Here is a 14,483-nt window from a genome sequence, read left to right as displayed (position 1 = left end):
ATTACATTCTACCTTACTTATTTAACGGACAATCGATGATGCTCTGTTCGAGGTTTTTCCCTCTTCTCATCAGCACCTGTGTGAGCGCAGCTTTAGTCGGCTGTAGCACGCCTGCAAGCGAGCAGCAAGCTTATTACCAAAACGCCGACACACTACTCAGCACGGAAAACCAACGAGTGTTCTCCACTGCAGGACAGCAGCAAGCCAACATTCAGCTACTGGATTTGATCCCAGATCCAACCCTTGCGGCACTGATCCAAACAGCCCTATCAGGCAACCCAAGCCTACAAAAAACGGCGTTATCTCTAGAGGCAAGCCGCTTAAGCTTAACCAATGAACAAGCAGACCGCTTACCACAGGCCAATCTAGGGCTTTCTGCCAGTGACTCCGAAAATGGCAATGGCCAATTCTCCGCCAATGCCAACATCAGCTGGGAACTCGATTTGTGGGCACGTTTAGCCGATGCGCAAAACGCCGCTGAAAAAAACGTCGCCAGTGAATACGAACTGTTTCGAGCGAGCCAAGCCAGCCTTGCTGCCAGTGTGATGAAGAACTGGTTACAGCTGGTCGCTGATCAGCACTCAATTCAAATTGAGCAACAGCGACTGGCGCTATTGGAAACCAACGAGACCCTGATCATGCAACGCTTTCGTAATGGCTTAGGCACACTCGAAAGTCTTGATGAAGCGAAAACGTCTACCTCTCAATCACGAGCCGATTTAGCGCAATATCGTGAAGACTTGGCCAGCAATCTTAGAGCCTTGCGTCTGTTACTTGGCGACAATCAAGCAGCGCAAATGCCACTACCTGAGCAATATCCAGAGGTCTGGTTAGACCTAACGCAACTGCCTAACCAAGATCTTGCCCTGCGCCCTGATTTACGCGCTGCGTATCTTGACATCGAAGCAGCGGATTACGAAGTCAGCGTAGCTTACAAAGATATGCTGCCATCGTTTGATCTAAGCGCCAGCCTAAGCGATGCCAGTAGCAGCTTGCGCGATGCCCTGTTTGTATCGCCGGTATGGTCTTTATTAGGCCAACTCAGTGCGCCCATTTTTCAAGGTGGTCGCCTAAAAGCCAATCACGAGATTGCCAAACTCAATATGGCTCAAGCCTACCAAGATTATCGTGAAACCCTACTAACCGCGGTAAACGAAGTCGAAAACGCCATCGGACAAGAGTCCGTTTTAGGACAACGTCGTCAACACATCAACAATGCGTTAAACAGTGCCGAAAGCAACCGCCAACAATACGAGCGTAAATACCGCTCAGGCCTGGTCGAATTAAGCGACCTAATCAATGCCCAGCAGGCGGTGTTCAACCTACAAGCTGAATTGGACAATTTGCAATTTCAACAACTGAGTAACCGTATAGATTTAGGCCTAGCCCTAGGATTAGGAATCGCACAACCATGAAACGATCATTAAATTGGATTTACTTCGGGCTTGCCGTGCTCATTTTGATTGCGGTGTTGGTATACATCCAATACGCCATGGCCGCCAATGAAGCGGCCGTAAGCCAACAGCGTCCAGCCACTAAAGAAAGCGCTTTAGATGTTTCCGTAGTCAAAGTCAGCTCAGGAGCACATTCAGCTGCCATTCAAGCGGTGGGCGTTGCCAACGCCAATCAAAATCTAGCGCTTACGACTCAGGTAAGCGGTGAAGTGATTGAGCTATCCCCCAGCTTCGAGGTCGGCCAGCAAGTCAAAAAAGGCCAACTGTTGTTACGTTTAAAGAACATCAGCGTGCAAGCCGATCTAGCCAGTGCGAAAAACACCCTAGCCAATGCTGAATTAACCTTGAAAGAAGAACAACGCCAAGCGGATCAGGCCAATGCCGAATGGCGTGCCGCTGGTTTAAGCGGTGATCCTGCTTCCGACTTAGTGCTTCGTGCACCACAATTAGCCGCGGCTAAGGCCGATCTCACGGCGGCGCAAGCGGCGCTAGCCCTAGCCCAAGACAACGTTAAACAACTTAGCGTGCGCGCCCCATTTGATGCCATCGTCGTATCCAAAGACATTGCCTTAGGCGCTTACCTTGGTAGCAACACTCAAGTAGCGACTCTGTACAGTACTGATCAGGTGGTGGTGGAACTGCAACTGAGTTTGCTCGATTGGCAAAAGCTTCCTAGCGCCAACACCATGTTAAAAGAGCATTGGCCAGCTAAGGTGAATTCCGTTAACAGCTCAGACGTTTGGCAAGGTTATGTCAAACAAGCGGGCTTGCACGTGGACAGTGAATCAGGGCTACGTAGCCTGTTTATTGCTGTCGATCAGCCGCTGCAGCAATCTCCAGCCTTAATCCCGGGTAGCTTTGTCAAAGTGCACCTCGCGGGTGCAACGCTTGAGAACCTGTGGCAGCTGCCTAACTCCGCCTTAAGCCAGAAAAGTGAAATCTGGTATGTGGATCAAGACCATCGTTTAGCCAATTTTGATGCCACACCCAAATTTGTCGACCAAGAGTTTGTCTACATCGAAGTGCCAAAATCACTTCAAGGCACAGCTCAGCAAGTGCTGACACAGCCTTACAACAGTTACCTAAAAGGCATGTTGGTCAATCCTCAAGAACGAGGTAATCCATGAACACGGAACAAGCTCGCGGCATTATTCCTTGGTTTGCCAACAACCCCGTGGCGGCCAACCTGTTATTGGTATTAGTGATTTCCCTTGGCGTCATCAATATGGACGGCCTTAACAAGGAAGCCTTTCCTAGCCTGACCCCCAACCAGGTATCGGTGTATATTGAATACGACAGTGGCTCAGCTCAGGCCAGCGAAGAAGGCGTGGCCATTCCGGTTGAACAAGCCTTACAAGATGTCTTAGGCATCAAAACCGTGACCACCACGTCTAACTCCCGTGGCGTCAATGCGCGCATTGAAATGCAAGACGGTTATGACATTGATGCGTTACAAAAAGACATCAAAGATGAACTCGATCAAGTCACCTCGTTCCCAGACGAAGCGGAGCCTCCGGTGGTCACCAAAGCCATGCGTGAAGAGCATGCCATTTGGATTCAGCTCTACGGCGATACCGACCGTCGCACGTTGCAGACCTTAAGCAAAGACCTAGAGTCCGATTTGCTTGAGCACCCGAACATTAACTCAGTCAAAATCACCGGCTGGCTCGATCCAACTATGTTGATTGATGTCGACAAAAGTAAGCTGGAAGCCTACGGTCTCACCTTGTCCGATGTGGCCAGCGCCATTAACAATGAGTCCAGCCCAGAACGTGTCGCAACGCTGCGTAACGAAGACATTTACCTACACGTACGCGCATCGCAACAGGCTTATGTAAAGCAAGCCTTTGCCAACATCCCGATTCGCAGCAACAGCTCTGGTTCGGTATTACGCTTACAAGACATTGCCACCATTACCGATGCGTTTGATGACGATGACTTTATGCTGTCACGCTTTAACGGTGAATCGAGTCTTGCCCTGCAAGTCATCACCACCGGCCGTGACGACATCAGTAAATCGGCCGAAGCCGCAAAAGGCATTGTTGAGCAGTGGAAACAAAGTGGCCGTTTACCACAAGGAGTTGAGCTCGATACCTGGTACGACCGCAGTGAATCGATTAATGGTCGTTTGTCTCTAATGGTGACCAACGCCATCACCGGTATCGTGCTGGTGTTTATCATGCTGGCCATTTTCCTCAACTTAACGGTCGCGTTTTGGGTCGCGATGGGCTTGCCGTTTATCTTCTTCGGCACCCTGTTTGTCATGGGACTCGACAGTGTCGGCCTGACCCTCAACCTATTCACTACCTTTGGCTTTATTATGGCGTTGGGTATTGTGGTCGATGATGCCGTGGTGATCGGGGAAAGTGTTTACAGTGTGCGCTCCAAGGAAGGTGATACTCTAGCCAATACAATTAAGGGCACCATGCGTGTCGCCGTGCCCACCTTATTTGGTGTCTTTACCACCGTAGCGGCCTTTTGGGCCCTGTCTAATATCGAGGGTCGTTTAGGTCAACTGTACGCGCAATTTGCTGCTGTCGTGGCCATCTGTTTGATTCTGTCGGTGATTGAATCCAAACTGATTTTGCCAGCCCATTTGGCGCACCTAAATACCCATCGCAAGCCACGTAAAAACTTACTGGCCCGCGCTTGGGCTAAAGTTCAGCATGGTGCGGATGCCTCACTACAATGGTTTAATGAACGTGTCTACGCCAGTTTAATCGAGCGTGCTATCGAGTTTCGTTACGCAGTCTTGGTACTCTTTATCGCAGTGTTTGCGCTAGTGATTTCCATGCCTATGACGGGAGCGATTCGTATGAGCTTCTTCCCGAACATTCCTGGAGATACCATTCGCGCCACCCTAACCATGCACAGTGATGCCAGCTACGGCCAAACTCACCGTGTACTGACACTGTTGGAAAATACCGCTCGAGCAACCGATAAAAACTTAAGCAAAGGGACGGATATTCAAGGTATCGACCATCTTCAAGTCACCGCCAGTGGTGATCAGGCTGGTAGCCTGCGCATTGAGTTATCTGCCGATGCCCCCTACACCGCAGCGGATTTTGCCCGCACTTGGCAGCGTTTATCTGGCTCCCCAGAAGGCGTGAGCAATCTGCGTATTCGTAGTGCCCGTGAGTCAGTGGACGCACTACGAGTGGAGCTGCGCGGTCGTGACAACAATGTTTTAGATGGAGCCATGGAAGAGCTGATCACTAAACTTGGCTCAGTGCCAGCGGTGCGAGGCATCGAGCAAAGTGATTCCGCCAGTGAATCGCGTCTGGTGCTTCATCTCAATGAACAAGGTCGCGCATTAGGACTCTCAACTAATACTCTAGCATCACAAATCATGGGCAACTTTGATGGTCAAGTGGTGCAAAAGTACCAACGTGACAACGCGGAAATCGAAGTCCGCATTGGTTACCCGGATGATCAGCAAGAAAGCCCAGCCAATATCCTTGGCACCTTGATCACCCTCGACAATGGCAGTCGTGTGCCGCTTTCTTCGGTGGCGAGCCTAGATCAGGAGATTGCGCAAACGAAGGTAACGCGCATCGATGGCAAACGTTCCGTGTATTTATCTGCGGAAGTGGACAAGGATCAGATGTCCTCCACTGAGGTAGTAGAATACCTGAAAAGCGCCATTGAACCAGAAATGAAGCAGCGTTTCCCTTCGGTTGATATGTACTACTCTGGTGAGGCGGAAGAGCGCGAAGAAACACAATCGTCGATGATTCAGATGTTCGGCATTGCCATGTTAATCATTTATGGCTTGTTGGCGATTCCGTTGAAATCCTACAGTCAGCCGATCATCATTATGATGGCGATTCCGTTCGGCATTGTCGGTGCCCTGTTAGGTCACTGGTTTAATGGTTTGGCTCTGGGTATTTTCTCACTCAATGGCATCATTGCCCTCTCGGGCGTAGTGGTAAATGACAGTCTACTGCTCACCGCGCGCTTTAATGAGCTACGCCGCGAAACCAAACATTTGCACCGCGCGGTTATTGAAGCCTGTCAGACCCGTCTTCGCGCGGTGCTACTAACGTCGATCACGACCTTTGCAGGCTTGATTCCTATTCTTTGGGAAACCTCACGCCAAGCTCAAGTCATGGTGCCTGCGGCCATCTCCTTGGCTTACGGAATTTTATTCGCCACCGTGATCACGCTGATCTTGATCCCAGTGCTATTGATGATCCAAGAAGACATCAAATACCTGGGGCGTCGTATCAAGGCCTTGTTTAGCGACAACGAAACCGAGTTAGCCACTAAGACATTGGACTAATTTATTAGTGCTTTGCAACAATAGCCTCTTTTAAAACGCCAGAGACTTACTGACTCTGGCGTTTTTTATTGCCCATAAAAAACTTACGTTTGGTGTTTTTTTGTACTCTTCGACTAAAGTCGCAATTCTTCTTTACATGCACACTGCTACATTCAATGTGCAAATAAAAATAACAAAGGAGTCGACTATGTCGGATCATACTCAAAACCAAGAAAACTACTGGAAGGCGAACGTCAGATTAATTTTTGGCTGTTTGATCGTATGGGCACTGGTGTCCTACGGTTTTGGCATTCTTCTTCGTCCTATGCTTGCAGGGATTGAAGTCGGGGGGACAGATTTAGGATTCTGGTTTGCTCAACAAGGTTCCATTATTAGCTTTATCATTTTGGTGTTCTTTTACGCTTGGCGTATGAATGCTTTAGACAAAGAATTCGGCCTTGAGGAGTAATCATCATGAGTCAATTTACGATTAACTTGTTGTTTGTAGGGGCGTCCTTTGCCCTCTACTTTGGTATCGCAATCTGGGCTCGTGCAGGCTCTACTAAAGAGTTCTACGTTGCCGGTGGCGGTGTCCATCCTGTAATGAACGGTATGGCGACGGCCGCTGACTGGATGTCTGCAGCGTCTTTCATTTCTATGGCGGGGTTGATCGCTGCTGGTGGTTACGCTAACTCTACCTTCCTAATGGGTTGGACTGGTGGTTACGTATTGCTAGCCATGTTGTTGGCACCTTACCTACGTAAGTTCGGTAAATTTACTGTGCCAGACTTTATCGGTGATCGCTTCTATTCACGTACTGCGCGCTTAGTGGCGGTTGCGTGTTTGATTATTGCCTCTGTGACTTACGTAATCGGTCAGATGACTGGTGCTGGTGTAGCCTTCTCTCGCTTCCTTGAGGTAGACAACAACACAGGCCTTATGATCGCAGCCGTGGTGGTATTCTTCTACGCTGTACTAGGTGGTATGAAAGGTATCACTTACACTCAGGTGGCTCAGTACTGTGTATTGATCGTGGCCTACACGATTCCAGCGGTATTTATCTCTCTACAACTAACTGATACTTTCATTCCAGCGATTGGTTTGTTCTCAGAACACACTCAATCTGGCATGCCATTGCTACAAAAACTGGATGAAGTAGTACGTGAGCTAGGTTTCCGTGATTACACGGCTGACGTAGACAATAAGGTAAACATGGTGCTGTTTACTCTGTCTCTAATGATCGGTACTGCAGGTCTTCCGCACGTAATCATTCGTTTCTTCACTGTTCCTAAGGTAGCTGATGCCCGTTGGTCTGCAGGTTGGGCGCTAGTTTTCATCGCTTTGCTATACCTAACTGCGCCAGCAGTAGCATCTATGGCGCGTTTGAACCTACTGACTACTATTTACCCAGACGGTCCAACGGCTGATGCCATCAATTACGCTGAGCGTCCAGACTGGATCCAAACGTGGGAACAAACAGGTCTAATTCAATACGAAGATAAAAACGGTGACGGTCGTATCCAGTTCTACAACGACACACCAGCGTTTGCTGAAGAAGCAACAGCACGTGGTTGGGCGGGTAACGAACTGAAAGTTAACGGCGACATCCTAGTATTGGCGAACCCTGAGATTGCTAACCTTCCAGGTTGGGTAATCGGTCTAATCGCAGCAGGTGGTCTAGCGGCCGCACTGTCTACTGCAGCGGGTCTACTACTAGCGATTTCATCTGCGGTAAGTCATGACTTGATCAAAGGCTCCATTAACCCTGACATTACAGAGAAAGGTGAATTGTTAGCCGCACGTATCTCGATGTTTGTTGCCATCGTTGTAGCGACTTACTTGGGTATGAACCCACCGGGCTTCGCAGCACAGGTAGTAGCATTAGCCTTCGGTATCGCGGCAGCGTCGATCTTCCCTGCATTGATGATGGGTATCTTCTCGAAACGAGTGAACAGTAAAGGTGCGGTACTAGGTATGCTAGCAGGTCTAGGTTCTACTCTAGTGTACATCTTCACTTACCTAGGCTGGTTCTTTATCCCAGGTACCAACCAACTTGCGAACACACCTGATAACTGGTTGTTCGGTGTGTCACCGCTATCATTCGGTGCCATCGGTGCAGTAATCAACTTCGCAGTTGCCTTCATCGTGTCAAGCATGACCGAAGAAGTGCCACAAGATGTACAAGACCTTGTTGAAAGCGTACGTTACCCTAAAGGTGCGGGCAGCGCGATCGACCATTAATCGTTAGCTTAGCTAACCATGGCTAGCTCCTTTGGAGCTAGCCAACTTAATTCAACAGAATTCGCACAATACAATAATAAGAAGGTGACTTTATGCTTTGGGAATTAATCGCGACCATCTGTGCAGGCCTAGCTGGTGCGGGTATCGCCCTATTCATCCGCAAGCTGTCGTTAAAGAAAGCACCCAAATGGCTGGTTCCTGCTTTCGCAGGTATCGGTATGCTTAGTTTTCAGATTCAAAGTGAATACAGCTGGTATTCCCACCAAGCTAGCTTATTACCAGAAGGCGTGGTGGTGGTAAAAACCGTAGAAGAGCAAACCCCATTACGTCCATGGAGCATGGTCTACCCACAAACCACTCGTTTTATCGCAGCTGACATTAACAACGCGGCGCAAAATGACCTGAACAAAGATGTTTACCTAGTTGACCTGTATTTCTTTGAACGCCGCTTATCCGCAAAGCGTGTCACCCAAGTGGTTCATTGCGGTGCCAACGCACGCACTAATTTTACCAACAAGCTAGATCTACCAACGGGAAATCAAGTGGATTCACGTGAATGGGTTTCCCTATCCGGTAATGACCCATTAATTGAAGCAGTGTGCCATAGCCACACTTCTTGAAAGTCGCTCAACTTCACGCGCTAAACTGTATTTGCGCTGTGTTATTTTTTTACTGACAATACGGGGCTCTAAATTCGGAGCCCCGTATGCATTTTCAAGCCCATCATCGTGACGCCCTATACGATATTATTTTTAACCGCCGCGATGTGCGTCGAGACTTCTTAGCAACACCCGTTCCTGAAGATGTGATTCAACGTTTGCTCACCGCTGCACACCACGCGCCGAGCGTAGGCTTCATGCAACCATGGGATTTTATTGTGATTAAAAATCCTGCCACACGCGCCAAAATTAAAGACGGTTTTCTTGCTGCCAACGAAGCCTCAGCCAAGATGTTTGAAGGCCAACGCCAAGAGTTATATCGCTCTTTGAAGCTCGAAGGAATCGAAGAAGCCCCGCTGGGCATTTGTATTACCTGCGACCGCTCACGTACTGGCAGTGTGGTATTAGGGCGTACCATCAAGCCCGAAATGGACCTCTATAGTGCTGTCTGTGCAGTGCAGAACCTGTGGCTTGCGGCCCGTGCGGAAAACCTTGGCATGGGTTGGGTGAGTATTTTAGAAGATCAAGTACTGTATGAGGCGCTCAACATTCCAGAGCATTTAGACATCATCGGCTACTTCTGCATTGGCTATGTAGAAGCCTTCCAAACCACCCCCGATTTAGAGCAATTTGGCTGGCAAAACCGTCGTCCGCTAGAGCAAGCGATTCATTATGAAGGCTGGTAGCAAGATAGTTGAGTTTTTCTCAACTGACCAGAGAATTTATATCGTTTGTGGTTCTAAAGCTCCCTACCTATCATAGGTACTGTAAGTTAAATCTTTGAAGGAGCTACATTATGAAAGCCAAAACACTTATGGAATTACTAGAGTCTGTTGACACTTCTTACCTAACTGAATCAGAAAAAGCCGAAGCCATCGCTCGTGCTCAAGCCTCTGAATACACAGTAGAATTGATTGCTTCAGCTTTTGCTTGGGTGAAAAAAGTTCTAGTGGGTAAACGCACAGTAATGAATACATCTAATCACTCTCACGCTTAATCCGCTCCGGCTTAACGATTAGGTTATAGGCGCTGAAAATAACATAAAAATGCGCTTACCTAGCCTCTTCTGCTTTTCTCTCCTTGCTCTAAAATCTCAAGTTTTTTCCCTGTAATATCGCTTTCTCAAGCATCTGTTCTAACTATTGAAATTCTCAGGCATAAAAAAAGGCCACCTAATTCGGCAGCCCTTCTTATTGATCCTAGGATCTTAGTGGTGGTGACCACCTTCGCCGTGTACGTGACCGTGCTGAATTTCTTCTTCAGTTGCTTCACGAACGTCAACGATTTCAACTTCAAAGCTTAGTGGCTTGCCCGCTAGAGGGTGGTTACCATCTAGTACGACACCATCTTCTTCAACGCCAACTACAACAACTGGCTGTTGGCCGTTTGGTGTTTGCGCCATGAACTGCATGCCAACTTCGATAGTATCAACGCCTTGGAAGTTTTCACGTGGCACTTTTTGGATCAGTTCTTGGTGAACTGGGCCGTAACCTTCTTCTGGAGTTACGTCTACTTTCAATGCATCGCCAGCTGATTTGCCTTGTAGAGCGTTGTCTAGACCATCAATGATGTTGCGCGCACCGCTAAGGAATACTAAAGGCTGTTGACCTTGAGATGAATCTAGAACTTCACCTGATTCATCAGTCAAAGTGTAGTGCATGCTCACAACTGTGTTTTGTGCGATTTGCATTGTTTTCTCCTAAGTTTGATTTCAGGAACAAAGGTCAGCTAAAGCAAGGCTATACCTGCCTTAACAACTCTTTTGAACCCTAAGTTTAAATACTCCACCATGGTAACGAAGCCAAACTTAGATGACCACCATCTAGGGCGTTTTCTCTTTAAATTCTGCAGATTTGCTTAGCTTTTAGGCAAAAATTGGCGGATATCTAACTCATGGCACTTACCTAACCACGACGCCCCTTGAGTATGGTCGTACAATTCATCGCCACTTAGCGGATGAAACAGTACATCTAGATCGCCACGGTTCACCATCAGCCAAGGAATCACCTTATCGAAGACATCTGCATTGAAGGCAACTTGCACACTCCACATGGGGTGTGGACCGACCTTTTTCTCATGAAAGCGACCTACTACCACGTCATATAAAGAGGACAACTGCTGCGCAATTTTTTGTGCAAACGCACGCCCAGCTTGATCATCGTAATATAGGTGAGCATGGTACGCTTTAATCTCTTCTACCTTCATAGTCATCTCTTCTCAATCCAACCTTTCTGACGCTTCATGACTCCATTTTAACATTGTCTTTAGATGAAACAGACTAGGGAGCTCGCAACTCAGTATTTCACTTACTGAAATGTTAAAGTCACGACCATAGTCTAAAGGCAAGGTGCCGCGGCTGTGCTAAATTAAGCGCAATATCATTTAGTTACTGACGATAAGAGTGCCAGCATGACGGCTTTTTGGGTAATACTCGCGATTCTTTATATTTTAGGTCTGTTTTGGATTGCCAATTGGGGCGACAAAGACAGCCCGATTGCTAAGCGACTTACTCGTCATCCATTGGTGTATAGCCTTTCGCTTGCTATCTACTGTACCGCTTGGACCTTTTACGGTGCCATTGGGGAAGCCACTCGTTCCGGCTGGAGCTATTTACCTATCTTGCTTGGGCCCGTACTGCTCTATCTATTTGGCTTTGGCCTGCTGCGAAAAATGATTTTTGTTAGCCGTCGTCAGAACATTACCTCGGTGGCTGACTTTATCTCCTCCCGTTATGGAAAACGTCCATTGACGGCCCCAGTCGTCATTCTAATCTGTATGTTAGCGGTGATTCCCTACATCGCCCTGCAACTTAAAGCGATTGGCTCAAACTTCGCCCTATTCGTGAACCAAGATGAGAGCTCCGCAAGTCTAGTAGTATTTATCGCCACGGTTTTAATTGGCATTTTCGCCATGCTGTTTGGTACACGAAAAGTGGAAGTCACGGAATACCGCTCCGGCATGATGCTGGCGATCGGTAGCGAGTCCCTATTTAAACTGATGGCCATTATTGCCGTCGGCATGGTGGCGATTTTCGCCGTGCCTCATAGTAGTTTTACTGAGTTTATTGCCGATGCCGATTTAGAGGTGTGGAGCAGTGACACCTTCTCTTCATTCCCATTTATCATGCAAACGCTGATGGCCGCCGCTGCGGTGATCTGTTTACCTCGTCAATTCCACGTGACCGTGGTCGATCATCAGAATGAGCGCCAATCTAATACGGCACGCTGGGTCTTTCCGCTTTATCTCGCTATCTTTGCCATGCTGATTCCGCCCATTGCGATCGCGGGCCAAAGCCTGTTTAGTAGCGATATCAATGGCGATACCTATGTGATTCAACTGGCCTTGGAATCAGAGAATTTGCCCCTGCAAATGCTGATGTTTTTAGGCGGTATGTCTGCCACCACGGCCATGGTAATCGTCGCGACCTTCGCCTTAAGCATTATGATCAGCAATGATGTGATCCTGCCCCTGATGCTGGCGCGCAACAACAATCAAAATCAAGGCTTACCCACTTACAACCGCAAAATCTTACTGGTACGACGCATCGCCATGTTGGGGATTTTGGCCCTATCGTTTGTGTATTACCAAGAAATGGCCAACAGCGAATCCCTATCCAGTACCGGTCTGATTGCCTTTTCGTTGGTCTTCCAACTGGTGCCGGCGGTTATCGGTGGCTTGTATTGGAAGCGCGGCCACGCCTACGGTGTTTACGCTGGGCTGACGTTGGGCTTTTTATGTTGGTTCCTTTGGATGCTATTACCCATAACAGGGAACTCTGAGCTAACCTTAGGCAACTACGAATCCCGCGCCGAGTTAATTAGCTATGGGGCCTTAATCAGTCTAATCGCTAATATTATTGGCTATGTGTTTGGCTCCTTGCTGGCAAATGAGCGCTTGGTCGATCGTATTCAAGCCACTGCGTTTGTCACGCCCACCTCGGAAGTAGAAAACCGCTTCTTTAAACCCAAAAGCAAAGCCATCAACAGCGATTTATTTGTCTTACTTGAAACCTTCTTAGGCCAACAAAAATGCGCTGAGGTGATTAATAACTTTAAGCAGAACTACGCCGAAGAATTACCCAATAACCAACGTCCCACACGACTCTTTATCGAATACTGTGAACGGGTTCTCGGTGGCGTGTTGGGGGGCTCGTCTGCTCGCACCATCATTAACTCTTTGCTAGTCGACAAGCAAATCAAGGTCGAAGAGATGGTGACCTATTTGGATGAAGCCACACAGGCGATCCAATTTAACCAGAATTTGCTGTTTATCTCCTTGGACAATCTCGACCACGGCATCAGTGTGGTCGATAAAGAGCTGCGCATGGTGGCTTGGAACAAGACCTATACTTCGCTCTACCCCTACCCAGAAGGTATGTTAAAAATCGGTCTGCCGGTAGAGGAATTGATTCGCTATAACGCCGTTAACGGCGAGTGTGGCGTGGGCGAGCTGGAAGAATTGGTCAACAAACGACTTGAGCATTTGCGCAAAGGCACCGGCCACCGTTTCTTACGCCGCCGTGCTAATGGTCGCGTGATTGAGATGGTCGGCAACCCGCTCGCCAATGGCGGCTTTGTTACCAGTTTCACCGATGTCACTGAACACATTGAAAGCCAGCAAGCCTTGAAAGATGCCAACATTGATTTGGAAAAACGTGTGGTGGCACGCACCCAAGAAGTACAAGGCATTAACCAAGAGCTGATGCAGGAAATTGAGCGCCGTGCCCAAGCTGAGCAAGAATTGATGGATGCCAAAGCCGAAGCTGAGCGCGCCAACGCCTCGAAAACAGAATTTTTGGCGTTAGCCAGCCACGATATTTTGCAACCATTGAATGCCGCCAAACTTTACCTGGGGGCATTACAAGACAGTGACTTTCCCGAGGACTCAGCGAAAACCCTGAATAAATTAAGTGACTCATTAGAATCCACCGAGACACTGATTTCGACCCTGTTGGAAATTGCTCGACTTGACCAAGGTGCGATCAAACCCACGCTAGTGGACACAGACATACAACCCATTATCGAACCGATTGTGGCAGAGTTTGGTATGATCGCTGAAAGCAAAGGTCTCAAGCTGAGCACTCATATTCGTCCCAGCCGAGTGCACAGTGACCCGATTTATCTGCGCCGGATTATCCAGAACTTTGTCTCTAATGCGGTGAAATATACGGAGAAAGGTCGCGTGCTGATTTCCGTGCGCCCAACAAAACAACATGTACGTATTCAAGTCTGGGATACTGGGGTCGGTATTCCTGCCGCGGAGCAGCAAAAGGTTTTCGACGACTTCTACCGCTGGGAAAATAACCGTGAACCAGGCATGGGCTTAGGCTTAGGCTTGGTACGCCGTATGCAAAAGCTGCTGGGCGTTTCTACCCAAGTTCGCTCTAAACCACATAAAGGTAGCTGCTTCACAATTCTGGTACCGCATGCGCGACAAAATGCCCAACCTGCGACTAAGCCTGAGACCATCACCTTAACAAAGATTAATAAAGCCTTGGCCATGTGCCATATTTGGTGTGTTGATGACGATCCCAATAACCTAGAAGCCATGAGTGCCTTGCTGGATAAATGGCACTGTACCTACCGAACCTTTAGCCGTTACGAAGATGCCTTGGCGGCCGAGGACGAGACCATCCCAGAATTGTTGTTAATGGATTATCAACTCAATGATCAACAGGATGGCGTGGAATTGATTGAACGCTTACGTCAGCGTTTCCAGCACGATATTGCCGCGGTACTGATTACCGCAGTGCGTACCGATGAGTTGGCGGAGTTGTGTGAGAACAAACAGATTTCCTATATGCCAAAACCAGCAAAGCCCGCAAAATTACGGGCTTTGGTACAGCATATTATTACGCAGAGAAGCTAA

The 14,483-nt window shown here is 48.3% G+C and carries 11 protein-coding genes; 9 read left to right on the top strand and 2 right to left on the bottom strand.

The window, feature by feature from the left end; all coding sequences use genetic code 11:
• Positions 1-80: 80 nt before the first annotated feature.
• The 8 genes from ACOSVP_RS09475 (at position 81) to ACOSVP_RS09440 (ending at position 9,612) form a co-directional block, all read left to right on the top strand.
• A complete protein-coding gene (locus ACOSVP_RS09475; RefSeq protein ID WP_487347248.1) occupies positions 81-1,415 on the top strand; it encodes a TolC family protein in 1,335 nt (444 codons plus the stop codon).
• The gene (locus tag ACOSVP_RS09470; RefSeq protein WP_487347247.1) at positions 1,412-2,581 is read left to right on the top strand and encodes an efflux RND transporter periplasmic adaptor subunit; all 1,170 of its coding nucleotides are present in this window, start codon (positions 1,412-1,414) and stop codon (positions 2,579-2,581) included. The genes ACOSVP_RS09475 and ACOSVP_RS09470 overlap by 4 nt, the downstream gene beginning before the upstream one ends.
• A complete protein-coding gene (locus ACOSVP_RS09465) occupies positions 2,578-5,736 on the top strand; it encodes an efflux RND transporter permease subunit (protein WP_487347246.1) in 3,159 nt (1,052 codons plus the stop codon). The genes ACOSVP_RS09470 and ACOSVP_RS09465 overlap by 4 nt, the downstream gene beginning before the upstream one ends.
• Before the next feature lie 187 nt (positions 5,737-5,923).
• Complete coding sequence (locus ACOSVP_RS09460; RefSeq protein ID WP_487347245.1) at positions 5,924-6,184, top strand: DUF4212 domain-containing protein; 261 nt, start codon at positions 5,924-5,926, stop codon at positions 6,182-6,184.
• Positions 6,185-6,189: 5 nt separating this feature from the next.
• Positions 6,190-7,956: a sodium:solute symporter family protein gene (locus tag ACOSVP_RS09455; protein ID WP_487347244.1), complete on the top strand. Its 1,767-nt coding sequence runs from the start codon at positions 6,190-6,192 to the stop codon at positions 7,954-7,956.
• A 92-nt stretch (positions 7,957-8,048) separates the two neighbouring features.
• Complete coding sequence (locus ACOSVP_RS09450; RefSeq protein WP_487347243.1) at positions 8,049-8,576, top strand: hypothetical protein; 528 nt, start codon at positions 8,049-8,051, stop codon at positions 8,574-8,576.
• A gap of 86 nt (positions 8,577-8,662) precedes the next feature.
• Positions 8,663-9,301, top strand: a complete 639-nt coding sequence (bluB, locus tag ACOSVP_RS09445) for a 5,6-dimethylbenzimidazole synthase (protein ID WP_487347242.1) — start codon at positions 8,663-8,665, stop codon at positions 9,299-9,301.
• A gap of 110 nt (positions 9,302-9,411) precedes the next feature.
• On the top strand, positions 9,412-9,612 hold the full coding sequence (locus ACOSVP_RS09440; protein WP_487347241.1) for a hypothetical protein: 201 nt from the start codon (positions 9,412-9,414) through the stop codon (positions 9,610-9,612).
• Between the two features lie 210 nt (positions 9,613-9,822).
• Here the strand turns inward: ACOSVP_RS09440 and ACOSVP_RS09435 are convergent, their stop codons facing one another.
• Both ACOSVP_RS09435 and ACOSVP_RS09430 read right to left on the bottom strand, forming a co-directional pair.
• Positions 9,823-10,305: an FKBP-type peptidyl-prolyl cis-trans isomerase gene (locus ACOSVP_RS09435; protein WP_487347240.1), complete on the bottom strand. Its 483-nt coding sequence runs from the start codon at positions 10,303-10,305 to the stop codon at positions 9,823-9,825.
• 167 nt (positions 10,306-10,472) lie between these two features.
• Positions 10,473-10,820: a DOPA 4,5-dioxygenase family protein gene (locus tag ACOSVP_RS09430; protein ID WP_487347239.1), complete on the bottom strand. Its 348-nt coding sequence runs from the start codon at positions 10,818-10,820 to the stop codon at positions 10,473-10,475.
• Positions 10,821-11,024: 204 nt separating this feature from the next.
• Here ACOSVP_RS09430 and ACOSVP_RS09425 point away from each other — a divergent pair, with 204 nt between their 5' ends.
• A complete protein-coding gene (locus ACOSVP_RS09425) occupies positions 11,025-14,483 on the top strand; it encodes a hybrid sensor histidine kinase/response regulator (protein ID WP_487347238.1) in 3,459 nt (1,152 codons plus the stop codon).

The sequence above is a fragment of the Marinomonas sp. HM11-D genome, from assembly GCF_057626615.1.
Note: the sequence above shows the minus strand (reverse complement) of the source record. Positions and strands in the feature narration are given on the sequence as shown.